The sequence below is a fragment of the Bradyrhizobium paxllaeri genome, from assembly GCF_001693515.2.
GTDB lineage: Bacteria > Pseudomonadota > Alphaproteobacteria > Rhizobiales > Xanthobacteraceae > Bradyrhizobium > Bradyrhizobium paxllaeri.
The window spans coordinates 7,086,240-7,112,184 of sequence record NZ_CP042968.1 but is presented as its reverse complement, the minus strand read 5'-3'; the positions used below and the strand labels follow the sequence as shown (position 1 = coordinate 7,112,184).

Sequence of the window (25,945 nt, the reverse complement as noted above, 5' to 3'; positions counted from 1 at the left end):
GCACTCTCACCGCGCCGCTCCGGCATGGAGGCCTGCGGTGCCGTACGGCTTGAGATAGGCCGAGCTGCGGTAATAGTCGTAGAACTGCAGGCGGCTGAGATCGACGCGGGTCAATACCGTCCCCATGACCCGGTCGCTGACCGGCGACAGCAGGTCCATGGCATGGGACAGCACCTCACCGGGCGTCTGATCCCATGCCGTCGCCACAACGATTCGATCGGCCAACTCGGCGAGCGCGCGGCCATCGACCAGGGGCACCAGCGGCGGCGAGTCGATCACGATCAATTCGTAACGGTGGCGGAAGTAGTCGAGCACATCGACGATCCGGTCGGAGAACATCAGCTCCGTGATGTATTCGACCTGCTGGATCTTGGTTGACGGCAGCACCGACAGTCCGGTGCTGTGATCCACCAGCACGGCCTGCTCCGGTGCGGCCCGGCCGATCGCGACTTCCAGCAGTCCGGCATCGGCGCGCGGACAAAGTGCGCGGGTCACCTGCGGGTTGCGGAGGTCGCCATCGATGAGAAGCGTTCGGATGCCGAGCGTGGCCAGCGACTGCGCCAGGTTGATGGCCAGCGTGGTCTTGCCTTCGCTGTCGAGCGCGGAGGTGACCTGCACGACCTTCACCGGCTGCGATCGCATCGTCCGTTGCAGCGCCAGGCGAACCGCCCGGATCGCTTCCGCGAAGAATGTGCCGGGCTCGTCGATTGCGTAGCGGGTCAGGGGCGGCTGCAGCGGCGCCGGCAGGAGCTTGGTGGTCTTCGGATCATAGCGGCCGAGTTCTTTTCGTCCGCGCCGGGCAAGACCGGCAAGCTCGCGCGCGCCGATCAACGGAACCGCCGCAAGGGCAGGCACGCCCGCGATGGCTTCGGCCCGTTCGAGCGTCTTCACGCGGTCGTCGAGATAGTCGGCGAGAAATGCCAGCACGCTGCCGGCGCCGAGGCCGAGCATCACGGCGAGGCCGAGGATCAGCATTGTCTTGGGCGATGAAGGCCTGATCGGAATGCTGGCCTTGGTCACGATCCGGGAATCCGGCATCTCCAGGCTCTCTTGCGCGGTCGTCTCCTTGGAGCGTGCGAGATAGGACTCATATTGTGTGCGGTTGGCTTCGGCCTCGCGTTGCAGCTCGCGCAAACGAACCTGGGCCTGCCCCGAGGAAGTGGAGACGCCCTGGAGCTGGTCGAGGCTCTGCTGCAGCGACGCTTCGCGCGAACGCGCCACGTCATAATCGTGCTTCGTGCTCTCTAGTACTCGCTTGATTTCCTCGTTGATGAGTCTTTGCGTGTCGCGCCGCTGCGCCCGGACATTGGCGACGGAAGGATGACGCGCGCCATATTTGCTCGAGAGGTCGGCTTCGTTCTTGGCGATGTCGGCGTACTGGGTCCGCAGCTTCGTGATCATTTCCGAGGAAATCGCCGCGTTGATGCCGCCGGGATCGCCGCCCGACTTCGCGATGTCCTGAACCTGTTCGTATTTGGCTCGCGCTTCCGCCGTTTGCGCGCGGGCGGCGATCAGCTTGCCGTTGAGGTCGGTGATCTGCTGATCGTTGAGCGTGACGCCCTGCGAGACCATCAGATTGTTGGCAGAACGAAAATCCTCGACAGCCTTTTCGGAGACGACGACTCTGGACTTCAAATCATCGATCTGTCCATTGAGCCACGTCGCCGCAATGCGCGTGGCGTCGTATTTGGCGCGAACCTGTTCGTCGAAATAGGCGTCCGCGATCGCGTTGGCGATGGTGGCGGCCTTTTGTGGTGATCGCGAACTAACGGCGATGTCGACGAGGAAGGTGGTGCCCTGCCGCGTCACTTTCATCCGCTTCTGAAGGATATCGACCGATCGTGACTTGGCGGCGTCCTCCGGGCTGGCACCGTCGCTCGGCCCGCTGCTGCGGAACAGGTTCTTGATCGGATCGAGCAGGCCGGGCTTTGGCGTGAACTCCTCGTCTTCCGTCAGCTTCAGCTTGCCGACGACGCGCGTCAGGATGGCGACCGACTGGATCAGCAGCGTCTGGCTTTCGATGGTCGCGTCGTCGGTGCCGAAGTTCGACAGCACGGACTGATTTGTCTCGACCACATTGGCGCGGCGCGGATCGACCAGCACGGTCGAGGTCGCCGTATATAGAGTGGTGGCGAATACCAGGTAGACCGCTGCCAGACTGAGCAGGGCGACGGCCGGCAGCGCCACCATCTTGTAGCGGCGGCGCAGGATGCGGCCCATCTCGCGCAGATCGACGGTCGGATACTGCCGGCTTTCGGCCGGACGGGCCGGAGGCTCGTCGGGGATCACATAGGGCAGGTCAGAATTGCGCTGTAACATTCATTCCCACCAGGTGTTTGTCGAAGGTGAAGACCGGAACGTCGCTGTCGCGCTTGGTGTAGCGGTAGTAGGCGGAAACGGCCGCGAAGCGGTTGACGAGGTATTTGACGCGCGTGTCCGATGTCAGCACGTTGTCCTTGCGGAGCTGGCCGAAGAATTTGTCGTTCTCGTAGCCGCCCGCGAGCGACACGATGACGTTGCGCCGCAGTTCGTAGTCGAGGCCGAGCTGAACCGCATTCGCCAGCACGCCGGTGGCACTGGTATCGGTAGTTTGCGTGACGAGCTGTTCGGCATTGAAATGCACGTCGAGCAGGCGCGTCGGACGCCATGTCAGCCGCGCGCGGTAGGAGGGGCCCTCGATGTTTCCGATCGACGGATCGTCGAAACGCTGTTGAACATAGCCGGCGCCGAATTCGCCGGTGACCAGATTGCTCAGTCCGATGGTGACGCCGGACAGCGCGCGATAGCCTTGCGAGTCCAGGGTGTGACCGGGTGTTCCCCTGATGTCGCGCTGATTGCCTTCCACGCCGCCGAACCAGCCGAGCGTGGAAGAGATCGCATAGTCGATCCGGCTGTGCAGGGAGTAGATCTGCCCGTCGCGGGCATCCTGGTTGATGACGGTGCCGTCCTGCGCGCGCGTCGATCCGTAGTCGTAGGAATCGGTGCGGAAGCCGACCGATGTCGTCAGACGGTTGAACTCCTTGCGCAGCGTGACGTCGCCGGACATCAGATTATATGGTGTCGGCGATATGGCGTTGGCTGGCGAGGTGAGCGTGCCGACGCCCTCGTTCAGATGCGCGATCTGAAAGCTGCCCAGCAGCATCGTGTCTTTGGTGATGTCCAGCCAGCCGTTGCCCTTCAGGCTCGCATTGGTCTGATTCAGGCTCGAATTCTGGCTATAATTCGTCTGCTGCGCGTCCAGCTTCAGATCGACGCCATGCCGTCTCCACAAGGAGTGCGCGCGCAGGGTCGGCTCGATCACCGCTGCGATGTCGGAACGTTGGTTGGTGTTCGAGGCAAAGACGTTGCTGTCGTAAAAAGTGCCGGCGGTTAGCGACGGGTTGAACATCCAGGAACCGGAGCGAATGCCGATGGGTTCGTAGCCAGGTTGCTGTCGCTTCTTCACCGGCATGTCCTCAGGCGGAATCTCTTCGCGGGTCTCCGGATCGGTTCTGTCCGGGAGCGATGACGGCTCAAAGATTTTCGTCGCGTTCCAGGGCGAGGCGAATTCCCCGCTGGTCCACGGGATGGCCTGTGCATTCGCCGTCGAGCCAAGGCCGAGCAGGATGGCAGCCGCCGGCGCGGGCAAGAGGCTGATGCGGGATAGATCGAGCATGCGGATGGAACGGAATCGCTCTCCGCCTTCTTTGGACGCATTCGACGACGCGGATGCACACTCTGGTCCCATCACCCATCCCTTGCGGGAACGCGAAGGCGGCGAACACATATTGGGCGAGGCCCATCGCTCAAATATTGATCGTCGACTGCGCATAAGAACGGCAGGCCTCATACTCGGTACGCGGGCGCAGGGTTGCGAATTGTGAGATTGAAAGTGATGCGCACGCCTGCAACGCGCTTTGCCGGAAAAGTTTCCCCGCGTTGCAAAATTTTTCGCACGTGCAAAAAATCTGTGATGACAGCGCAACACGAACGCTGTCATCCGCTCGCGAGCGGCATTCACTTCATCTGCGGATCCGTGGATTGCTAGAAGTAGCGCTCCGGAATTCGAATGTTGTCGCCCGGATAGACCGGAACGGGGGCATCGAGAGGATATGTCTGTTCTGCGCCGGCGCCTGCACGGCGCAGAAAGACCTTGTTCTCGTTGGCGCGATAGGTGAATCCGCCGGCGCTCGCGACGGCATCCATCACCGTCAAGCCATTGCGGTAGGGATACTCCCCGCTCTTCTTCACTTCGCCGAGAATGTAATACGGGCGATACTGCGCGATCTCGACGTTGACACGGGGATCACGCACGATTCCTTTTGCAAGCGCGGATGCGATCAATTTTTCGAGTTGCCGCGTCGTCGCGCCTGCGGCCTTGATATGGCCGGCGAGTGGAATCGAGACCTGACCGCTATTGCTGATTTCATACTCGCCCGTGATGTCAGATTCTCCATACACCTTGAGTCTGATTCGGTCGTTCGGACCGAGAACGTAACCGTCCGCGGACGATGACGATGCGGATGGCGACGTTTGTGCTGAAGCCTGAACCGAAAGACCGGCACTGATGCCGGCGATCGCAAGGACGAAGAGAAGGGGAAGCGTCAGTCCGGCGCTGGGCGACCGTTGCTGCATGGCTGCATCTCCATGAGTGCACGTAACAGCTTGCGATCATTGAGAAGCAAAAACGGCGAAAGAATGTGAAGGCGAGAGTTCCGTCCCACTTGGTGAACGAGTCACTTCAGCATCATAGAGTGTGCAGCGATCACAAAGAGTGTACAGCGATTACAAGAAGAGGATCGTCGATCCTTCGATCGCGACACACGTCAGAGTTCCTGTGCGCCATGCGGCGGTGTCGATGTTGATTCGATTGTGCCTGATATCTGGATGCGGCACCGGCGTATGACCGTGCACGATGAACCGTTCGTGACTCTGCGTCGAGCCGAGGAACTCATCACGAATCCAAATCAGATCATTGGGATCCTGATGCTCGATCGGAACGTCAGGGCGAATGCCGGCGTGCACGAACAAGAAATCGCCGCAACTGAACTGATTACGCAAGCATCGCATGACCAATTCGTGTGCACGGGGAAACGCGTCAACAAAGTGGCGATGCAGGTTGATGGCTGTCTCGTTCTCGTCGCGCAGCTCGATGCCATAGGATGCAAGCGTTTGCCTGCCGCCCAATTGCAGCCAGTACGGCAAGATCGCCGGGTCCTGAAGGAACCCTTCCATCACAGCTTCGTGGTTGCCTCGGAGACACACCGCGCGATGGACAACGAGTCGCACTGCGAGCAGATCGAGCACCGTCCTGGAGTCCGGCCCACGATCGATGTAATCGCCGAGATAGACTTCAATTGTATGTGCGATCGGCCTGCGCCTTATGTCGTTGTCGATTCGTGCGGTGATCTCGCTCAACAGATCGGCCCGGCCGTGGACGTCGCCGACCGCATAGATGCGTGTGCCGGCTGGCGCTGAAGCGGATACGGAGCGCGAAGGTGCCACGAATGGTCGGTGCATGATGCGAGATGTCGATCATGGAACCGGGCGACGGTCAATCCACGACTCTGTGCGTCGATACTTCTAGAAGAAGATCAGACGAATAAGAATCGCGATCGTCACCCACGCAATCGTGTTCCCGATGATGATGCGGTTTCTGAGTTTGCGGTCGGGCAACAGTCTGTCGTGTTGCACCAGCGCGCGGCTATGCAGATGTTCGGCCATCATGGGCGCCTCCCCGGAACTGTTCCGCGAAGTGGACGGCTGGCGAATCGCTGCCGTCTCTGTTTCCTCCCCGAAGCTTGGCGATCACCGTGCGCCTCATCACTGTCTTTCGACAGGCTGTGGCCGATCGCTTTGGCTTTCGATGAACAATCTCGTTCAAAACAACGACGTGACGGCGAATTGTTGCCCGCGCAGTAATGCCGAGCTCGATTGAATGTCGAGAATCGAAGAGGTGGAATTTGTTCCGGGATTTTTGAATATGCATAGCAGCGTCAAGCGACACGCAGCTCATTAACCAGGCAAATCGACACTAAGCGTCTCCGAACAAACCGGAATATCGCGTCGCACAAACTTCATTAACGATTCAGTTCCGTCATTGTGTGCGTCGCTTTCGCATTCGCGCCAAATTTCGCTCAAGATTCTGGAAAGTGTTAGCGACCGCGAAGTGCGAACATTCGCTGCTGCGAAATCGTCACGCTCGTTGTCGAGCGCGCGACGTACTTGATCTCAATTCGGTTCCCGCAGAGAGGAGACACAGTGGCCTCCATTGTGACAGCGAGCTTCGATCGGAATAACGTCACGCCGATTCGAAGAGAGCGAACCCAGATATCGGTCCGTCCGGTCGAGTTTGCCGGCGGCGGTGCGCGTGGCACGTATCGAGCCGGCCGGCGCTCTCGCAGGAGCGCGCGGATCGAGCCGTCGTCCTCGGTCGCAAAGCGCATCTTCGATATTACGGCGGCAGGCGGTGCACTGCTGTTCTTCGCGCCGCTCCTGATTGCGATCGCCGTGGCGATCAAGGTGACGTCGCGGGGCCCGGTGCTGTTCTTTCAATATCGCTACGGTTATCGTAACCGCCGCTTCAAGATCTACAAGTTCCGCACGATGCGCAACGACGCGGGCGACGTGCGCGGCGTCAGGCAGACCGTGCAGGGCGACGCGCGCGTGACGGCGGTGGGAAGAATTCTGCGAAAGACCAGCCTCGACGAAATTCCGCAGCTCATCAACGTCCTCAAGGGTGACATGTCGCTGGTCGGGCCGCGGCCGCATGTGCCGGGAATGTTGGCGGCGGATCTGCCTTACGAAGACCTCGTGCCCTATTATTTTCAACGGCATACGGCGCGGCCGGGTATCACCGGGCTCGCGCAGGTCAGCGGCTGCAGGGGAAGCACAGCCGAGTTCGAGCCCGCGGTTTCGCGGATCGATTACGATCTCGATTACATCGAGAGGTGGTCGCTGCGCATGGACATCATGATCATCATCCGCACGATCCGGAAGGAATTCCTGTCGGGCAGCGGATACTGACCACCCGTCACTCAAAACATCGAAGGACCAGGCAATGGCGATGATCGAGCCGCGGGGCCGTATTGTACCCGTTCTCCTGTCAGGTGGCGCCGGCTCGCGGCTATGGCCGCTCTCGCGCGAAACCTACCCCAAGCAACTGCTCTCGCTGCTGGGCGAAAACACCCTGCTGCAGCAAACGGCGCTGCGGGTCGAGGATCGCGCGCTGTTTACCGATCCGATGGTAATCGCGAACGCCGAGCATCGATTCGCGATCGGCGAACAGCTGCGCGCGGTCGGGGTCGATCGTCCAACCATCGTGCTCGAACCGGTCGGCAGAAATACCGCACCCGCGGTGGCGATTGCCGCGTTGCTCGCCAGCGAATCCGACCCCGACGCCGTGATACTGGCGATGCCGGTCGATCACTGGGTGAGCGACCACGCGGCGTTCCGCGCGGCCATCTCGACTGGCATTACCGCCGCCCGCTACGGCCGCTTCGTCCTGTACGGCGTCCGGCCTTCATCGGCGGCGACTGGGTTCGGCTATATCCGGATGGGCGATGAGCTGGATGCCGCGTCGCCCATTCGCAGCGTCGCCGGCTTCGTCGAGAAGCCGGATCTGGTGACGGTCGAGCGCCTGCTGGCGTGCGACGAGCATGTCTGGAACAGCGGAATATTTCTGCTGCCGGCGCGGCAGTTCATCGACGAATTGGCGCATCGCGCGCCGGAGGTTCTCGCCGCCTGCCGCAAGGCGCTGACCGGCGCCACCCGCGACCTCGATTTTCTTCGCCTCGACGAGCGTGCCTTCGAGGCTTGCCCGGCGATCTCGATCGACTACGCGATCATGGAAAAGACCGAAAACGCGGTGGTCGTTCCCGCCACGTTCGACTGGAGCGATGTCGGAAGCTGGTCAGCCTTGTGGTCGATGGCCGACAAGGATCAATCAGGCAACGTCGTCATCGGCGACGCGGTCGTGGAGGATGCGTCGGGGTGCTACGTCCGGGGTGACGGACAATTGGTCGCGGCGCTCGGCGTCGAGGATCTCGTCATCGCCACGTCGCCGGACGTGGTGCTGGTGACCAGCCGCAAGCGCGATCAGGATGTCGGAAAGCTGGTCGAGCGTCTGAAGGCGAACGGTCATCGTTCGGCGACGCAGACCCACAGCGTCCATCGTCCCTGGGGCTACTATCAGTCGATCCACGCCGGCGAGCGGTTCCAGGTCAAGCGCATCACCGTCAATCCCGGCGCCAAGCTGTCGCTGCAAAAACATTATCACCGCGCCGAGCATTGGGTCGTGGTGAACGGCACCGCGATCGTCACGCGCGACGACGAGGAAATCCTGCTGCGCGAGAATGAATCGATCTTCGTCCCCCTGGGATGCATGCATCGTCTGGAGAATCCCGGAAAGGTTCCGCTCAACCTTATCGAGGTCCAGTCGGGCGCCTATCTCGGCGAGGACGACATCGTTCGCGTACAGGATATCTATGATCGCGTCTGAGGCGCGGCCGGATGAGAGGCAGCATCCGCATCGGGGACGGCGCACGCCGCGGCAAGAGCATGCGCGCGACACCAAGGGAGGCGGCCATGAATGCAAAACAGCAGGTAAAGGAGCTGGTGAAGGACGCGTTTCCATCGATCTGGCTGCAGTGGCATTTCATGAAGCGCCCGAAATCGGCGGAGCGGGAACTGTCCTATCTCGAAAAAGTGATCCCCGATGACGCGGTGACGGTCGACGTCGGCGCGAATTGCGGCCTCTACACGCGGCGACTGGCGCGCCTTTCCCGGCAGGTCCATGCCTTCGAGCCTTCGCAGCAGATGGCCAGGCTGTTGCGCCGGACCTCGGCACGGAACGTCAGCGTCCACGAGATTGCGCTGTCTGACCATGACGGCGATGCCGAATTGTTCATCCCGAAAGGCGATGACGGCCTGGTCCATGGCCTTGCTTCGCTCGAGGCGCGAACCGATTCATCGGCTAAAATGATCTCCGCCCACGTGCCGATCGCGCGGCTCGATGCGGTGATTGATCAGGATGTGGCGTTCGTGAAAATCGACGTCGAAGGCCACGAGTTGAACGTTCTCAACGGCGCTGTCGAACTTTTGGAGCGGTGCCAGCCGGTATTCCTGGTGGAGGCGGAAGACCGCCACCGCGCTGCGGCGACACGCTCGGTGTTCGAATTCTTCCGCAGTAGATCCTATCGGGGGTTCTTCCTTAAGGACAATGAAGTGATTGACGTCGAGGCGTTCGATCCTGGAACGCTTCAGGACGCCGATGCGTTACGGCCGGATGGCGGTCGCAAGGACGGTCAGTTCTACGTCAACAACTTCTTTTTCTTTCCCCGCCATCTCGACGGTGAATCGATATTGAGCGGCTAGCTCCTCGTTTCGCCTATCCCGCCGGCGCGGCCTCGGGCCGCGCGGCTCCTCAGACAGGATCCGTAATGCATATAGCAATGATCGGCGCCGGCTATGTCGGGCTGGTGTCAGGCGCGTGTTTTTCCGATTTCGGGCATCAGGTCGTCTGTATCGACAGCAACGCAGAAAAAGTTGCTAGCCTCAACAGCGGAGAGATGCCGATTCATGAGCCGGGACTCGCCGAACTGGTGGCGCGAAATGTCGACCAGGGGCGCCTGTCGTTCGCGAGTGATCTGAAATCGGCGGTCAGCGAAGCGGAGGTGGTGTTCATCGCGGTCGGCACGCCGTCGCGCCGCGGCGACGGGCATGCCGATCTGTCCTATGTCTACACGGCGGCGCGCGAGATTGCGGGCGCGCTTCCCGATCGGGCGGTGGTGGTCACCAAGTCGACGGTTCCGGTTGGAACGGGCGACGAGGTCGAACGCATCATCCGCGAAGAGAATCCGGCCGCCACGGTTGCCGTCGTCTCCAATCCCGAATTCTTGCGTGAAGGGGCGGCGATCCGCGACTTCAAGCACCCCGACCGGATCGTGATCGGAACGGATGACGCGCGCGCCCGCAGCGTAATGGCCGAGGTGTACCGGCCGCTTCACCTCAACGCTTCCCCGATCCTCTATACCGACCGCCGCACCGCGGAGCTGACGAAATACGCCGCGAACTCCTTCCTCGCCACCAAGATCGCCTTCATCAACGAGATCGCGGACCTCGCCGAAAAGGTCGGTGCCAATGTGCAGGAAGTCGCGCGCGGGATCGGTCTCGACAACCGGATCGGCCAGAAATTCCTGCATGCCGGGCCGGGCTTCGGCGGCTCCTGCTTTCCAAAGGACGCGATGGCGCTGATCAAGACCGGCCAGGACAATGCATCGCCGCTGCGCATTGTAGAAACAGTGGTCGCCGTCAACGACCAGCGCAAGCGGGCGATGGCGCGCAAGGTCGCCAACGCGTTCGGCGGCAACATCCGCGGCAAATCCATTGCGGTCCTCGGCGTCACCTTCAAGCCCGAGACCGACGACATGCGCGACGCGCCGTCGATTCCACTGATTACTGCGCTGCAGGACATGGGCGCCGAGGTGCGCGTGTTCGATCCCGTCGGCATGGAGCAGGCGAGGAAGGTGTTCGAGAACGTCACCTTCTGCGAGAGCGCCTATCGCTGCGCCAAAGGCTGCCACGCGCTCGTCATCGTCACGGAATGGGAGCAATTCCGGGCGCTGGACCTCAAAGAGCTGTCCGCCATCATGGCCTGTCCCGTCATCGTCGATCTCCGCAACATCTACTCTCCGGAGGAAGTGGAGCGGAACGGCTTTCTGTATTGCGGTGTTGGGCGGCCGAAATCGGTGGCGTACTGAAGGACACGAGCCGTCATGACATCGGCTGATTAGGGATACACGCATATGATGATTGCGGATCAGGCAATTCTGGTAACGGGGACCGCGGGATTCATCGGATTCCACGTGGCGCAGCGGTTGCTGCAATCCGGTCACCGCGTGGTCGGGATCGACAACCTCAATTCGTACTATGATCCGCAACTGAAGGCGGCCCGGCTCACTATTCTCCGCAACGATCCGCGCTTCCAGTTCGAAGAGCTCGATGTGGCGGATCGCGTGGCGATACCGGCGCTGTTCGCGCGCCATCGGTTTCCCGTCGTCATCCATCTGGCTGCGCAGGCGGGCGTGCGTTACTCGCTGAAGGATCCGCACGCCTATGTCGATGCCAATCTGGTCGGCTTCACCAACGTTCTGGAGGGATGCCGGCACAATGGCTGCCGTCATCTGCTGTTCGCGTCCTCGTCATCCGTCTACGGCGCCAACAGGAAGCTGCCGTTCTCGGTGCATGACAATGTCGATCACCCGATCAGCCTCTATGCCGCGAGCAAGAAGGCCAACGAGCTGATGGCCCATTCATACAGCCATCTCTACGGCATCCCGTGCACCGGCCTGCGGTTCTTCACGGTGTACGGCCCATGGTATCGGCCCGACATGGCGCTGTTCGTGTTCGCGGATGCGATCGTCCGCGGCGATCCCGTCAAGTTGTTCAATGGTGGCCGGATGCTTCGCGACTTCACCTATATCGACGATGTGACGGAAGCGCTGGTTCGCCTGATCGATCGCGCGCCGCAAGGCGGGCAGCTCGGCCTCGGTGACGCCCTGGACCCGGGATCGAGCGCCGCGCCCTGGCGGATCTATAATGTCGGCAACAACAAGCCGCAGCAACTGCTGCACGTGCTCGATGTCCTCGAGCAGGAGCTCGGGCGCAAGGCCAAAAAGGAATTGTTGCCGATGCAGCCCGGCGACGTGCCGACGACCTATGCCGATGTCGATGACCTCGTGCGTGATGTCGGCTTTCGCCCGGCGACGCCGATCGAGGATGGCATCCAGAAGTTCGCGGCCTGGTATCGCGGCTATCATCGCGCGGCCTAGCCCGCGGCGCTTGCGCGAAAATTCCGTGGCGTGGTGCCGAACCGGTCCTTGAACGTGCGGGTAGCATGGGCGGCGTCGGCAAAACCGCACTGATGCGCAAGCCGCGCGATCGGAACGTTGGTCAGCTGCTGCAGCAGGTCTTTGAACCGTTCGACACGCAGATGAAGCACGTGCCGCTCGAACGTGGTCTCGCGGTCGGCGAAGATGCGATGAAACGTCCGCTCGGAAACGCCGAACTCGGCGGCGAGCGCCGGCACCGGCCGTATGGCGGCGATGTTGGCCCGCAGATAGACATCGATTAGACCGAACAGGTCGGGCCGGGACAGCGCATGGCTGGCGCCGGCGGCGAGACGCAGCAGGGCCGACAGATAGGCAACGATATCAGGCTCGCCCTGTCGCGCCGGCGCATCGGATAAGGAAATCGTGTCGCGAAACAGCGCGGCAATCGAACGCGCTACCGTCCCGGATAGCGGCACAGGCCTGGCGCAGAACCGCTCCGCCCCGGGAACGGACCGCAACAGCGCGGCGGCGGGGACGGTTGCGATCAGCAACTCCACGCGCTGTCCGGGGCCGAACAGCCGATCCTCGAACGGGCGCCGCGCATCGTAGAGCACGCCATAGCCGGGATCGATCGTGCCCTCGTTTCCGGCCTGCACCATCGAGCTTCGGCCGCGGCGCTGAAAATCGAACATGAATTCGTCGGAACCGGCGCGGCTCACCAGCCGGGCATCGCGGGTGTAGCATTGCGGGCTAGAGTCGAAACGGACGAGCTTCGCCCCGCCGATCTCGACGAATTCGAAATGGCCGCTGACCACAGCGGAACCGAGTGGCCGCGTCTCGACATGGGCGAACGACCGGCAGATCGCTTCGGTCCAATAGGCCGCCCGTTCGGTCGGACGGATCGGGTCGGTGGAGACGCTGATCGGCATCGCGTGGCTAGGTTCCGGTATGTGGCGCCGCAGCGTCGCCCATGACCGGTGGGTCTGGCAAGGGCCAGAGTTGGCAGGCTCATTCAAGACGCCCGGAGCGGAGCGGCTTAGCCTGCCTGCGAACCCTATCCATCCGGCCCGATATGGCACGCACAAAACCTTCCGTCCTGGCGCAGGCCAGTCATCCGCTCGATCCGCTCAGCGAGGCCGAGGTCGCGCTGGCCGCTGACATATTGCAGCGGATCAAGAAGCTTGGCCCGGATACGCGATTTACCCATGTGCAGCTCGAAGAGCCGGCCAAATCCGACGTTCTCGGATGGAAACCGGCGGCCGGGCCGCCACGGCGGGCCGCTGCTACCCTGTTCGACTGCAAGACCGGCGCGACGCATGTCGCCACGGTGGACCTTGAATCAAAGTCGGTGACGGCGTGGCAGGAATATTCGACCAAGGCCCATCCTTACGGCCAGCCGCCGATCACCATCGAGGAGGTGTTCAAGGTCGGCGACATCGTCAAGGCCGACGCGGACTGGCGTCGCGCAATGAAGCGGCGAGGCCTCGATGACAAGGACATCGAGCTGGTCCAGGTCGATCCGTTCTCGGCCGGTTATTTCGACCGCGAGGTGGAGAAGGGCCGGCGGCTCGTCAGCGCGGTGTCGTACTGGCGCAGCGATCTCAAGGACAATGGCTATGCCCACCCGATCGAAGGCGTGGTGGCGCTGGTCGACCTGATCGAGAACAGGATCGTCCATCTGGTCGATGAAGCAGACATCATTCCGATCCCGAAAAAGTCGCGCAACTACGACCGCGCGTCGATCCCGCAAACGCGCAAGGACGTCAAGCCGCTGGACGTCGTGCAGAAGGAAGGCCCGAGCTTTACGGTCGACGGCTGGAAGGTCTCTTGGCAGAACTGGTCATTCCGCGTCGGCTGGACCGCACGCGAAGGCCTCGTGCTGCACCAGATCTCATTTCGCGATGGCGGGCGCGAGCGGCCGATCGTCTATCGCGCCAGCGTCACCGACATGATCGTGCCCTATGCCGATCCGACCGCCAACCATTTCTGGAAATGCGCCTTCGATGCCGGCGAGTATGGATTGGGCAAGCTCGCCAATGCGCTCGAACTCGGCTGCGACTGCCTCGGCCACATCCATTATTTCGACGTGCCGGTTGCCGACGACTACGGCAAGCCGAGCGTCATGAAAAATGCGATCTGCCTGCATGAGGAGGATTACGGGATCCTCTGGAAGCATTACGAGTTCCGTAACGAGACGTTCGAGGTCCGCCGCTCGCGCCGCCTCGTCATCTCCTTCTTCACCACCGTCGGCAATTACGACTACGGCTTCTTCTGGTACTTTTACCAGGACGGCACCATCCAGCTCGAAGTCAAATTGACCGGCATCATCCAGACCGCGGCGATCGCCGCGGGCAAGGGTTATCCGTGGGGCGGCATGGTCGCCGAAAATTTGGGCGGACCGACCCATCAGCACTTCTTCAACGCCCGCCTGCACATGATGCTCGACGGTGACGGCAACACCGTCACCGAACACGAATTCCGCCCGCGGCCGTGGGGCACGGACAATCCATACGGCAACGTGTTCGACGTCACGGCCCGAACGCTTTCGCGCGAGCGCGATGCAGCTCGGGAGGCCGACGGCCGCACCGGGCGCTACTGGAAGATCGCCAATCCCAACAAAAAGAACAGCGTCGGCGGCCCGACGGCGTATAAGCTCATTGCGCACAGCGCGCCGGCGATGCTGGCGCAGGAGGGCTGCTACATGACCTCGCGCGGCGGTTTCGCCACCAAGCATGTCTGGGTGACGCGCTATGCGCCCGACGAGCGCTATGCGAGCGGCGAATTTCCGAACCAGCACGCCGGCGGTGACGGTCTGCCGAAATACATTGCCCAGAACCGCGCCATCGAAAACGAGGACATCGTCGTCTGGCACAGCTTTGGCGCGACGCATGTCTGCCGTCCGGAGGATTTTCCGGTGATGCCGGTCGAATATGTCGGCTTCACCTTGAAGCCGAACGGCTTCTTTGCCGAGAATCCGGCGATGGACCTGCCGCCCGACCGTAACAGCGCCAGCCGTGACAACCGCGACAAGGGGTCGTGTTGCGGCTGACGGTTCCGTGGATTCGTTTCTTCATTTCACCAGATAAGGGGACTGACCATGAATCGCAGGAGGCTCCTCAAGACGGCCGCCGGTGCCGCCGTCGCCTCGACCGCCGTCGCCGCGCCGGCCATCGCCCAGTCCGCTCCCGCCGTGCGCTGGCGCCTGACCACGTCATTTCCGAAGACGCTGGATACGCTCTACGGCGCCTGCGACATGTTTGCCAAGGCGATCGCCGATCTGTCGGACCAGAAATTCCAGATCAGTGTGTACGGTCCGGGCGAGATCGTGCCTGCGTTTCAGGTCTTCGACGCGGTGGCGAACAACACCGTCGAGATGGGCAACAGCGCTTCCTACTATTACATCGGCAAGGATCTCGCGTTCGCGTTCGGCACCGCCGTTCCGTTCGGCCTCAACACGCGGCAGATGAATGCCTGGCTCGCCTATGGCGGCGGCCTCGACATGCTCAACGAGCTCTATGGCACGTTCGGCATTTACGGCATACCCTTTGGCAACACCACCGCGCAGATGGGCGGCTGGTTTCGCAAGGAGATCAAGTCGCTCGACGACCTCAAGGGATTGAAATTCCGCGTCGGCGGGGTCGCGGGGCAGGTGCTGAGTCGGCTCGGCATCGTGCCGCAGCAGATTCCGCCGGGCGATATCTACCCGGCGCTGGAAAAGGGCACGATCGACGCCGCCGAGTGGATCGGTCCCTATGACGACGAGAAGCTCGGCTTCCTGAAAGTCGCACCCTATTACTACTATCCCGGCTGGTGGGAAGGATGCGCAAACGGCTTCCTCTATATCAACAGCGCGAAATGGGCCGAGTTGCCAAAGCTCTATCAGAACATGGTGACGATTGCCGCCGGCCAGGTCGCGGCCGACCTGACGGCCAAATATGACGCGCGCAACGCTGCCGCCATCAAGCGCCTGGTTGCGGCCGGGGCGCAACTGCGGCTATTCTCGAACGATATTCTGGACGCGTCGTTCAAGGCGACCAACGAACTGTTTGCCGAGGTCTCGGCCAAGAACCCGAAGTTCAAGGCGCTGTACGATTCCACGATCGCATTCCGCAACGAACAGTATCAGTGGCATCAGGTCTGCGAGGCCACCTACGACAATTACATGATCCGGCGGATCCGCGCCTGATTGCTGTCTGACGGCTCGGCAAAATCGGGGGCTTGAATTGGATATTCGTACCGGCCGGCCCGTCACGCTGGCGTCGAACGGCATGGTGACGTCGCCGCATTCGCTTGCCTCTGCGGCCGGCCTCGACGTGCTTCGCGCCGGAGGTTCGGCGATCGATGCCGCGATTGCGGCGAGCAGCGTGCTCGCGGTGGTCTATCCGCACATGACCGGTCTCGGCGGCGACGCGTTCTGGCTCATCCATGATGGCGCCAGCGGCGAGATCCGCTACCTCAATGGCGGCGGCAAGGCGGCCGAGGGCGCCACGCTGTCGTCGATCAAGCAGCGGGGCCTGAAGGAAATCCCGCTGCGGGGCATCATCCCGGCGACGCTGACGGTGCCGGGCGCGGTGGCGAGCTGGACCGAGGCGCATGCGACTTACGGGCGATTGCCGCTCCGGCGCGTGCTCGAAAGCGCGATCGGCTATGCCGGCGATGGCTTTCCGGTCACCGGTCGCCTCGCAAGCTTCATCGAGATGATGCGCGATGATCTGCTCGGGGATCGCGAAGCCGCCGCGCTGTTCTTTCCGCAAGGCGTGGCCGCGGTGCCGGGGACGAAGCTCACCAATGCAAACCTTGCCTGCACGCTTCAATCGATCGCGGTCGATGGCTGGCAGGGCTTTTACGGCGGACCGGTCGCCGCCGAGATGTCGCGCGTTTCGGAAGAGAGAGGCGGTCTGTTCCGGTCTGCCGATTTCAGCCGGCAAAAATCTGTCTGGGGCGCGCCGTTGGTTGGCCGCTACCGCGACGTCACCATCTTCAACACGCCGCCACCGACGCAGGGTTTTGCCGTGCTCGAAATGCTCAATCTTGTCGAGCCGCACGAACTGCACCGAAAGGATTTCCTCGGGCCCGACCATGTCCATCTGCTGGTGCAGGCCAAGCAGATTGCCTATCACGACCGCGATCAGGTGCTTGCCGATCCCTGCTTTGCCGAGGTGCCAGTCGAACGGCTGATATCGAAGGAATACGCGGTCGAACGCGGCCGGCTGATCGACGGCAGGTCGGCATTGAGATGGGACATGGTGCCGTCATACGGCAGCCTGTCCGGTGATACGGTCTATGTCGCCGCCGTCGACCGCGACGGCAATGCGGCATCGCTGATCCAGAGCCTGTATGGCGCATTCGGCTCATGCGTGGTCGCTGGCAAGACCGGCGTCATCCTGCAAAATCGTGGCGCCTATTTCTCGCTGGATCACAACCATCCCAATCGCCTCGAACCCGGCAAGGTCCCGCTGCACACGCTGATTGCCTCGATGGCCAAGCGCGACGGAAAACTCTGGAGCGTGCTCGGCTGCATGGGGGCGGATGGCCAGCCGCAAATCCAGATGCAGCTCTATGCAGCCATGATCGATTTCGGCCTCGACATCCAGGAAGCGATCGAGATGCCGCGATTCCTTTCCGGCCGCTTCGCGCTCGGCGAGGCGCGCGACACGCTGCATATTGAGGGCCGCTTTGCTGCGGATACGATGGAGGCCCTCGCGCAGCGCGGTCACACCATCGACCGATGGGACGCCTGGAACGAAATGGCCGGCCACGCGCATGGCATCACGATCGACGGGCAGAACGGCATGCTGAGCGGCGGTTCCGACCCGCGCAGCGATGGCGCAGCTATCGGGTACTAAAGCGGGATGACTTTTCTTCGAATCGTCATCCCGCTTTATCTTTTTGTTTGAGCATGATCTTTTCGGAAAACCGCTACACACTTTGCGCTAACGCGGCCCTGCGGGTCCGGATCATGCTCTAGGTCATTTGATCAACGGCGCGCTCAAGTCACCTGGCGAGATTTGGCACAGCCATTGGATGAAACGCGAAGGCAGACGTCGATCTCGATCAAAGATCGCCTTTCATGCACGCGGTGATAAAGGTCGTCTTTCCGGGCGTCTCGTTGTTACCCCAACCGCGTTGAGCTGCAAGATCCTTGCAGGATTGAAAGGAACGCTTTGTCACCTCCGATTCGTTTTTAGTCGAACTGGTGCGACGGATGGCTGGAGCCGGCGTTGGCGATGTCGATGTCGGGGGTGGGGTCGTCGACACCGGCGGCAACGCCGCGGCAGCAGTTGAGCTTGGCAAAGGGTTACTGTCAGGCCTCTGGGTTGCAAGAAAGTAAGTAAAGACTGCAGTGCACAGCGTGAAGGCGCCGATGAGGGCGACCGAAAGCCACCTCGCCGATCTTGTTCTTGCCGGCGTGGCAGTCGACCGTGGCGCTCCATAAGCGTGGCCATCGTCCCATGTCGCTACGATATAGGCATGAACCGGCGCCGGAATATTCTTCACCTTCCGCGCGCCGATGTCGATAAATCGCGCGGACAGCTTGTTGGCGACCTGCTCATGCACCGCGCGTGAAATACAGATGCCGCCAACTTCGGCCAGGCCCTCAAGGCGAGCGGCGATATTGACGCCATCGCCGAGCAGATCGCCCTCGCGCTCAACCACGTCGCCGATGCCAATGCCGATGCGATAGCTCATCTGCCGGCTGCCAGGATACGCGAGATTCCGCGTGCGCAGGCTTTCCTGGATATCGATGGCGCAGCGTACCGCTTCGACTGCGCTGGAGAATTCTGCAAGAAGCGCATCACCTGCGGTATTGAAAATGCGGCCGCCCCCCATCGCAATGAGGCCGTCGGTGGCGGATCGACAGGACGCCAATCGCCGCAGGGTCTCTTCTTCGTCATCGGCGACCAACCTGCCGTAGTCGGCAATGTGGGCTACCAGAATTGCGGCGAGCTTGCGCCTCATGAAGATGGTATCCCGAATAAAATTGGTCGCAGCAGAATGCTCCCAGGTTAGACCAACCGGGGATGATGACGGCGGTGCCGGCGCAAACTTCGCGGAACCCGTCAATCCGGTTGGCGTCAAGCGAAGCCTATCCGCCGTCCATCCGGGCCGCAATACCGAACCCTCCCGTAAGTTACCGAAATGCTGCGGTTTTTGCCCGGTCGCTTCGCGTTCGGCGAAGCGTGCGACAGCGACAGAGCGGCGATTTGCCCTGCCTGGCTGGCCGTTGGTCGACCGCTCCATTTGCGTTACCACTCTATCGGATGGGAGTACGCCGATGCCGCTATGGACTTGCGAACAATGTGGCGCCCAGTTTCCCGAAAGCGTTGAGCCGCCGGCCGTGTGCCCCGTCTGTGAGGACGAGCGGCAGTATGTGAACTGGAACGGCCAGACGTGGATCGCCCGCGAGAAATTGGCGAAACGTTACAAGCTCGTCTGGCGTGACGATCTCGGCATTCCCGGCATCAGCATGCAGCCGGGTTTCGCGATCGGGCAGCGCGCGCTGCTGGTGCCCGAGGCCGATGGCTGCGTGATGTGGGATTGCGTGCCGCTGGCTACAACGGAAGCTATCGAATACGTCCGCTCGCTGGGTGGCTTGAAGGCGATTGCCGTTTCGCATCCACATTACTATGGCGCGGTCGCCGACTGGAGCGAAGCGTTCGGCGGCGTGCCGGTCTATCTGCATGGCGACGATCGTGCCTTCGTCACGCGGCAACATTCCGCCATCGTGCCATGGACTGGTGACACCCACCAGATTTCAGACGACATCATGCTGGTGCGAACCGGCGGACATTTCGCAGGCGGCACGATCCTGCACTGGCGCGCGGGCGCGCAAGGGCAGGGCGCGCTGCTCACCGGCGACGTTGCGATGGTGGCGATGGACCGCCGCTCCCTCAGCTTCATGTACAGCTATCCGAATTACATTCCGCTCAACGCCACAGCGGTGTGCCGGATCGCGCGCGCGGTCGAGCCGCTGGCGTTCGATCGCATCTACGGCGCATGGTGGGGCCGCAACATCGCCGACAACGCCAAGGCGGCGTTCGAAATGTCCGTCCGGCGGTATATCGCAGCGATCTCCGGTTAGAAGCGGCCGGTCAATCCCATCCTTATGGCTTCTCCGCCCGTCCTGTTGTTGGCAGTATCGATACCAAACAAGAAACGGGGGAAGCACGATGTCATCGCCTTTGCTTTTGCTGGGAGCGCCGGGTTCGCCCTATACGCGCAAGATGCTGGCGGCGCTGCGCTACCGCCGCATTCCCTATCGCCTTCTGGTCGGCTCGCACCGTACGCCGACCGATCTGCCCAAGCCAAAGCCGCAGCTGCTTCCGACGTTCTATTTCACCAAAGACGACGGCTCGGTCGAAGCGGTCGTCGATTCGACGCCGCTGCTGCGCCGTTTCGAGCGCGACTATCCTGATCGCAAGCTCGTGCCGTCAGACCCGGCGATTGCCTTCCTCGATTATCTGCTCGAGGACTTTGCCGATGAATGGCTCACCAAGGCGATGTTTCACTATCGCTGGCATTTTCCTCAGGATGCGGACCAAGCCGGGGAAATATTGCCGCGCTGGTCGGTGAAGCCGATGACCGAATCTGTGCTGGCGCCGATGAAGGCCTTCATCAAGGACCGGCAGATCTCGCGTCTCTACGTGGTCGGCTCGAACGACATCACCGCGCCTGTCATCGAGGCGAGCTTTCGCCGCTATCTCGGCGCCATGAAACGCCATTTGGAATATCATCCGTTCCTGATGGGCGCGCGGCCGGGCACGTCGGATTTCGCGGCCTATGGCCAGTTGACCCAACTGGCGCGGTTCGATCCGACGCCGACGGCAATCACGCTCAGCGAGGCGCCGCGTCTGTTCGCCTGGACCGAAGTGCTGGAAGATCTTTCCGGCGTCGAACCGGCCGAGTCCGACTGGATATCGCGCGACAATATTCCGGCGACGCTGAAGGACCTGTTCGTCGAAATGGGCCGGGTCTACGTCCCGGTGATGCTGGCAAATGCCAAGGCAGTCATGCAGGGCGCGAAAACGGTCGAGACCGAAGTGGACGGCCTGCCATGGGTGCAGGAGCCGTTCCCGTATCAGGCCAAATGCATCAAGTGGATCGGCGAGGAATACGCCAGGCTCGACGATGCCGCACGGCAGGCGGTGTCGTCGATCATCGCCGGCACCGGATGCGAACAGCTGCTGTCTCCCGCCGCGTGATTTTGGCGCGGCCGTTTAGCGGCTGCCGGCTCCGACCGTGGCCATGCCGCGCGGCATCGGCGCTGCCGGTTGCAGCGGGACAGATCCGCTCTTGGGCTCGCTGAGCCAGCCGGTGAGGCGCGACATCAGGCCGGTCTGCTCCACCGTCCGCGCCTCCTGCACGAACGGGTCGGTGTAGCACCGGGCGCCCGCGGCCTTGGCGATCCGCGCCACCGCATCGGTCATCGCCGGCGCGCCCGCGGTATAGACCACGTCATCCGGCGTGAGCTTTGGCAGATGATCGGTCGGCCGGCCGCTTTGAATGGCATGCGAGATTTGCTGCGGCTCCGACACCATCGGAAGCAGTGTGACGTTGGGAAACAGCGCCAGCCGGCACAGCGCCGCGTGCATGTAGAGCGAGCGGATGCTGCGGGCCTGTACGATGAAGACCATTTCGCGCTGCGGCTGCTCCATGATCGCGGCGACTGCGACCGACCACATCGGGGCAAAGCCGGTGCCGCTGGCGACGAGAACGATGCGTCCCGGATGGTCCTTCCTGAAAAACGCGCGGCCATACGGTCCTGTCAGTTTGACGCGATGCCCGGGCTGGATTTCACGGCCGAGCGCCGAGGATACCTGTCCGTCTGTGACCTTTCGGATGTGAAAGTGCAGGATGCGGTCGTGAGGAGGGCCTTCCAGCGGATAGGTCGGGCTGTAGGACCTTGCCGGGAATCCCTGAAATTGCAGCTTGCAATACTGGCCGGGAAGGTAATCGAGCGGCTTCGGCAGCTCGATGTCGACGCCGACCACGTCGGGGGCGAGCTGAACAGTCTGCGCCACTTCCGCCGACAGCGCCACCGGTTCCGGCGCGGCCTCGATTGCAATCTCGAGATCGGAGACGATCCGGGCCTGGCAGGCATGAATCATGTCGTCGCCTGGGCTATGGCCGCCGAACACCTGGCCGTCGACCTTCCGCACGCGGCAGGCGCCGCAGATTCCGGAGCGGCAATCGTGCGGAAGATCGACGCCGTTCATCAACGCCCAATCGAGCAGAAGCTCACCGCAATTTGCCAGAAACGGCTCGTTGTTGATGGTGACTTTGCAAATTTTCGGCATTTATTCCACCTCGATACGAATGGGCCGGACGTGCCTTGTATGTCTGATCTGGCTGTGGTCGAACGCGGCGACCCGCATGAAGACGCCGCTTCTGATCGGCACGTCGAACTGACTTGTGGTGTCGAGCCGGCGCTTCACCTCGAGCGCCCAATGGCCCGAAGCCCAGCGGGCCGCGGATCTGATATCTGCGCGGTCGCCTGAAAATTCGCCGTTCAAGATGACGCCGGGGATCACGGTCCCTATCGGGATGCGGGCGTCGATGCTGGTTGAATAGGGCACCGAATCCTGTTCGGTCATGAACCAGCGCGCGCCGTCGCTTTCGCCGTGATTGGGGTCGAGATCGATGTCTCCCATCGCGGCGGCCGTGTCGGCGATTACCTTGGGCAGGCGCAGCGGGGCGATCAGGCGGCTGCGGCGCGAGCCGCCTGACGTGTCGGCCTCGACTGTGAAATTGTCGCGGTAGTTTGCCGTTCCCGGGTCGGGCGCGAAGCCGCCCTTGTAGGGAACGATATTCGCCGCCTGCATCGGGGTCGGGTCGACGGGCGGTCCGAAATGGGCGTCATCCATCCATCCGCTCGCGCTGCTCGTCGCCTTCCATTGCCAGACGTCGGCATAACCGGTTGCCGTGTAGTGCAGGCCGCGGCCGCTCATGGTGGCCGGCGCGCCGGCGACCGGCTGTGGCCCGGGATGAAAGGTTCGGCCGCCCGCCAACGTGACGTCCGAGGTAGTCAGCAGCACTGAGAACTTGTCTTCGTTGTATTGATGCTCGTCGCCGATCTGGAAGCCGGAATGAAGCAGGTGCCATCCATCGCCTTCCTTGACGAGCGGCAGGTGCTTCAGCGAGCGCGTCGAATCTTCCCAGGTAAAGAGGAAATAGGCATAGGTGCCGTCATGCACCGCGCGGATCTCGATTCTGGCTTCGCCCTTGCCGTCGAAATTTCCGCCTTCTCCGGTCAACAGCGAGAACGGCTTGACGCCGCGCCAGGCGCGATCGGACGTGTCGCCGTCGAGGGTCGGTGCGTCGGCGGGATTGATGCGGCGGATGTGCACGCCATCCACCGCCAGCCGATCGGTCGCGACGAGCAGCGAAGCGCCGGTGATCGCAGCGGCGACCGCGACGACGAACGCATTGGCCTGCAGCGTCGGGTTTCGCGATCTCGGCGTTCGCGGCGCCGGATCACTCGTTCGATCGCGTCGCGCGTCGGCTCGTGGCGCCAGCGGATGGGATGAAACCTCGGGCGGCGCATCCGCCTTTTCGGATTCCGGCAGGCGCGCCGATTGCTCGGCCAGCATCCCCAGCAACTCGACGGCATCGAGCCGCGGTGGCGGCGCAGGCAGCGGGGCAGGACGAAAGATGCGCAGCAATTGTGAAACGCCGCCGCTCTTGAACTGGGTCAGCACATGAAGGACGACAAAGGCGAGGATCACCCAGGTCCCCACCCAATGCAGCATCGCCACGTCGTAACCGGAGTAGAAGCCGAAATAGAGCAGGCCGCCGCTGACCAGAAGTCCGGTCATCGTGATGAAGAAAATCCAGTACATCAGGGCGATCACGGCGCTCAACCTGGCCTGTCCGCGCCCGAATAAGCCGCGCAGCCGAACCCTGTCGAGCTGGACGCGGCGCCCGAGGCCGGAGCGGACCATGTAGACGATGTAGCCGATCGCCACGGCGACCAGGACGACGGCTGCCTGCATATGGGCGATCCATACGCTGTCGCGCGGCAGTACGGCATCGAACCAGTTGAGCCAGGTCCGGTCGGGCGCTTCCGTCGCAATGCGCAGACCGGTAACGAGCGCAACGGTGAATGCTGCCACGAACGTCCAGTGTAGAATAATGGTCCCATAATCCGTCTTACGCTGCCTCACGCATACGCCCCGCTACTTCACTTCCGGGCAGCAACCGGTGGCGCCGAACTCCACCGACCGCCGATGTCGCTGCCATTACCCATGATGGCGCTCAAGCCGTTGTTGAGACCATCTTCCAAGATCGTTCGTTAGCGGGCATCGGCCGGTGAAGAGCTCTTTTGTGCCCGCCGCGTGAGCCGAACCGGCGAACGCGCTTCTTGATTTGATCTATCGGCCTCCAGCGTCCCCGCGGCATCGGGAGCGCCGGAGGCCGCGCCGCGCGCCGCTATCCCCACGTGGAATGTAAATGATGTGCCAATTCCGGCATGCCCGATTGGCCAAGGTCTTCGCCCCCGATCGTGACGTCGGCGGCTGCAAGCGTCACCGGCTCGACGCTGATGGGGGCCACGACGTTGCTGCCGACATCGGCCGCGTTGCCGTGCATCTGGTCCGCAGCCGCCGTGACCAGGGCCGCGTTGCCGGTCTGCAATCCCTTGATCATCGCTTCGATCTCGGCGCCGAGCATGCTGCCCTGGTGCGCGTCGAAATCAGTGACGCTCTTCTCGAATGCCCTGAGATCGCCGATCAGCGTGGCGATGGCTTCGGCGTCCTGGCTGCCCGCGAGCTCGATCGCCTGCTTTCCAAGCGCATTGGACTGCGCGATGAAATTGGCGACGACCATCGGCTGCACGTCGCTGTCGAGAAAATTCGGAGCGGGCGGGGTGGCATCCGCAAGCGGCGAGAAGCCGCTGACGCCGCCCTGCGTCGCCATGTCAGCCAGGTTGGCGTCGCCCTGAACGATGTCGATGATGTCGAGGATGTTGTCGGCGCTGGCCTGTGCCGCAATGGGGCTTATCGTGGGGTCGTTGATATAAACGAGTTCGAGCTGGAGTTGCTGTACGATCGCGTCGGCATGGACGCCGGTCAGCCCCTCGAACAATTCCGGGCTGGCGGTCATCAGCGCCTGCATGTCGGCTATCACGGCATTGATGTCATCGGTGATCTCTGCCCGGTTGCCGTCATTGACTCCGCCAAGGATCTGACTGGCCACGTTGTCGAACATCTCGCCGATCTCCGCGAGATTGTGGGGCGCGGCGGCCGCCGGAGGCTCGGCCGGCGTGGTCGGCGCCAGATTCGCCAGCACGGGGTCGGTGCTGACGGCATTGATCATGCTGATCTGGCTGGCGCGAAGCGTTTGTTCTGCGACGGCGGCGTTACCGGACGAGCCTGCGACGCTCACCGCGGCGTTGGCCGCCGAAATGGCGCTGGTGATGTCGGACAGGACCGCCTGAACATGGCCGAGCGTGGCGCCGGAAAACTGCCCTGTACTGAGCTCGGCCAGCAGATTGTTCTGCACCGCGGCGAGATTGTTGGTGTGGAGGGCAATGCTGCTGCCTCCCTGACCGATGTCGTCGATGGCGCTTTGCCGTGGGGCATCCATCGGCTGCCGAGCCATGCCGTTGAAGGTGGCGCTGAGGTCCGAGATGCTCGAGCCGACCGGTCGCGCCATGGTTTGGTTGGCTGGCGGCGTTTCCTCGGGCAGCGTCGGCGATGGAGGAGCGACTGGCGGACTGGCGACGTCATCGATCGGGAGATCGAGATCAACGTCGGGTTGATGTCCTTCGTAGCGAGCCATTGTTCGTCCCCTGTCGTCCAGTCGAATTAATGAGGTGTGCGCGGGCACCCGCCAGGGAGCAGGATGTGCGCACGTTGAAGGATCGTTGAGCTTCGTGGCGTCATTCGGCCGACACGGCGACCAATGAGCGCCGAAGCAAGGTTATAGACAGACGAATCCATGACGCGCGCCGCGCCGAAAAACGGCGAAGCAGGCGCGTGCGAGACGAGAATAAAGCAGCGCTTTTCCGCGCCTGTTGCGGCGGTTCGAGGCGTCGGCCCTTCCGCGCCGGAATCCTGTTGGCCGGTATGCACGCCAAACGGGCGGCAAGAAGCCTTTGCCATCGTTCTACCCAAGCACGAACTCGAACTATCGGT

Annotated in this window: 19 protein-coding genes and 1 pseudogene; 10 read left to right on the top strand and 10 right to left on the bottom strand. The window is 62.4% G+C overall.

Going from position 1 to position 25,945, the window contains the following annotated elements; all coding sequences use genetic code 11:
• Window positions 1-6: 6 nt before the first annotated feature.
• The 5 genes from LMTR21_RS34005 to LMTR21_RS40450 all read right to left on the bottom strand — a co-directional run bounded on the left by LMTR21_RS34005 (window position 7) and on the right by LMTR21_RS40450 (window position 5,706).
• Window positions 7-2,319: an AAA family ATPase gene (locus LMTR21_RS34005; protein ID WP_065751907.1), complete on the bottom strand. Its 2,313-nt coding sequence runs from the start codon at window positions 2,317-2,319 to the stop codon at window positions 7-9.
• Window positions 2,300-3,655, bottom strand: coding sequence for an outer membrane beta-barrel protein (locus tag LMTR21_RS34000; protein ID WP_065751906.1), 1,356 nt, complete (start codon window positions 3,653-3,655; stop codon window positions 2,300-2,302). Before LMTR21_RS34000 ends, LMTR21_RS34005 begins: the two co-directional genes overlap by 20 nt.
• 368 nt (window positions 3,656-4,023) lie before the next feature.
• Window positions 4,024-4,614: a polysaccharide biosynthesis/export family protein gene (locus LMTR21_RS33995; protein WP_065751905.1), complete on the bottom strand. Its 591-nt coding sequence runs from the start codon at window positions 4,612-4,614 to the stop codon at window positions 4,024-4,026.
• Between the two features lie 150 nt (window positions 4,615-4,764).
• A complete protein-coding gene (locus LMTR21_RS33990; RefSeq protein ID WP_065751904.1) occupies window positions 4,765-5,499 on the bottom strand; it encodes a metallophosphoesterase in 735 nt (244 codons plus the stop codon).
• A 63-nt stretch (window positions 5,500-5,562) separates the two neighbouring features.
• Window positions 5,563-5,706, bottom strand: a complete 144-nt coding sequence (locus tag LMTR21_RS40450; protein ID WP_187399260.1) for a hypothetical protein — start codon at window positions 5,704-5,706, stop codon at window positions 5,563-5,565.
• A gap of 534 nt (window positions 5,707-6,240) precedes the next feature.
• On the opposite strand from LMTR21_RS40450, the gene LMTR21_RS33985 reads away from it, so the two are divergent.
• The 5 genes from LMTR21_RS33985 (at window position 6,241) to LMTR21_RS33965 (ending at window position 11,810) form a co-directional block, all read left to right on the top strand.
• A complete protein-coding gene (locus LMTR21_RS33985; RefSeq protein WP_065751903.1) occupies window positions 6,241-7,005 on the top strand; it encodes a sugar transferase in 765 nt (254 codons plus the stop codon).
• A gap of 40 nt (window positions 7,006-7,045) precedes the next feature.
• Entirely contained in the window at window positions 7,046-8,479 is a 1,434-nt protein-coding gene (locus LMTR21_RS33980; protein WP_065752247.1) for a mannose-1-phosphate guanylyltransferase/mannose-6-phosphate isomerase, read from the top strand.
• A gap of 86 nt (window positions 8,480-8,565) precedes the next feature.
• Entirely contained in the window at window positions 8,566-9,354 is a 789-nt protein-coding gene (locus LMTR21_RS33975) for an FkbM family methyltransferase (protein WP_065752246.1), read from the top strand.
• A gap of 65 nt (window positions 9,355-9,419) precedes the next feature.
• The gene (locus tag LMTR21_RS33970) at window positions 9,420-10,739 is read left to right on the top strand and encodes a UDP-glucose dehydrogenase family protein (protein WP_065751902.1); all 1,320 of its coding nucleotides are present in this window, start codon (window positions 9,420-9,422) and stop codon (window positions 10,737-10,739) included.
• A gap of 51 nt (window positions 10,740-10,790) precedes the next feature.
• Complete coding sequence (locus LMTR21_RS33965) at window positions 10,791-11,810, top strand: NAD-dependent epimerase (RefSeq protein ID WP_065752245.1); 1,020 nt, start codon at window positions 10,791-10,793, stop codon at window positions 11,808-11,810.
• On the opposite strand, the gene LMTR21_RS33960 is transcribed toward LMTR21_RS33965, so the two are convergent.
• A complete protein-coding gene (locus LMTR21_RS33960; RefSeq protein WP_065751901.1) occupies window positions 11,807-12,739 on the bottom strand; it encodes a helix-turn-helix domain-containing protein in 933 nt (310 codons plus the stop codon). The two genes, LMTR21_RS33965 and LMTR21_RS33960, sit on opposite strands and share 4 nt — an antisense overlap.
• A gap of 143 nt (window positions 12,740-12,882) precedes the next feature.
• Here LMTR21_RS33960 and LMTR21_RS33955 point away from each other — a divergent pair, with 143 nt between their 5' ends.
• The 3 genes from LMTR21_RS33955 to ggt are packed head-to-tail and all read left to right on the top strand — an operon-like array spanning window position 12,883 to window position 17,656.
• The gene (locus LMTR21_RS33955; protein WP_148636039.1) at window positions 12,883-14,859 is read left to right on the top strand and encodes a primary-amine oxidase; all 1,977 of its coding nucleotides are present in this window, start codon (window positions 12,883-12,885) and stop codon (window positions 14,857-14,859) included.
• A gap of 48 nt (window positions 14,860-14,907) precedes the next feature.
• Window positions 14,908-15,996, top strand: a complete 1,089-nt coding sequence (locus LMTR21_RS33950) for a TRAP transporter substrate-binding protein (protein ID WP_065751899.1) — start codon at window positions 14,908-14,910, stop codon at window positions 15,994-15,996.
• A 37-nt stretch (window positions 15,997-16,033) separates the two neighbouring features.
• A complete protein-coding gene (gene ggt / locus LMTR21_RS33945; protein ID WP_084030508.1) occupies window positions 16,034-17,656 on the top strand; it encodes a gamma-glutamyltransferase in 1,623 nt (540 codons plus the stop codon).
• 609 nt (window positions 17,657-18,265) lie between these two features.
• On the opposite strand, the pseudogene LMTR21_RS42115 reads toward ggt, so the two are convergent.
• Window positions 18,266-18,770, bottom strand: a pseudogene (locus LMTR21_RS42115) (adenylate/guanylate cyclase domain-containing protein); the annotation flags it as partial.
• A 316-nt stretch (window positions 18,771-19,086) separates the two neighbouring features.
• Here LMTR21_RS42115 and LMTR21_RS33935 point away from each other — a divergent pair.
• Both LMTR21_RS33935 and LMTR21_RS33930 read left to right on the top strand, forming a co-directional pair.
• Window positions 19,087-19,893 carry an MBL fold metallo-hydrolase gene (locus LMTR21_RS33935; protein WP_065751897.1) on the top strand — a complete coding sequence of 269 codons (807 nt, stop codon included), beginning with the start codon at window positions 19,087-19,089 and terminating at the stop codon, window positions 19,891-19,893.
• Between the two features lie 88 nt (window positions 19,894-19,981).
• The gene (locus LMTR21_RS33930; protein ID WP_065751896.1) at window positions 19,982-21,013 is read left to right on the top strand and encodes a glutathione S-transferase family protein; all 1,032 of its coding nucleotides are present in this window, start codon (window positions 19,982-19,984) and stop codon (window positions 21,011-21,013) included.
• A gap of 15 nt (window positions 21,014-21,028) precedes the next feature.
• On the opposite strand, the gene LMTR21_RS33925 is transcribed toward LMTR21_RS33930, so the two are convergent.
• From LMTR21_RS33925 to LMTR21_RS33915, 3 genes are all read right to left on the bottom strand, one after another.
• Window positions 21,029-22,108: a 2Fe-2S iron-sulfur cluster-binding protein gene (locus tag LMTR21_RS33925; RefSeq protein ID WP_065751895.1), complete on the bottom strand. Its 1,080-nt coding sequence runs from the start codon at window positions 22,106-22,108 to the stop codon at window positions 21,029-21,031.
• Entirely contained in the window at window positions 22,109-23,923 is a 1,815-nt protein-coding gene (locus LMTR21_RS33920) for an ethylbenzene dehydrogenase-related protein (RefSeq protein ID WP_246174749.1), read from the bottom strand.
• A 316-nt stretch (window positions 23,924-24,239) separates the two neighbouring features.
• Window positions 24,240-25,589, bottom strand: coding sequence for a hypothetical protein (locus tag LMTR21_RS33915; protein ID WP_065751893.1), 1,350 nt, complete (start codon window positions 25,587-25,589; stop codon window positions 24,240-24,242).
• Between the last annotated feature and the right edge of the window lie 356 nt (window positions 25,590-25,945).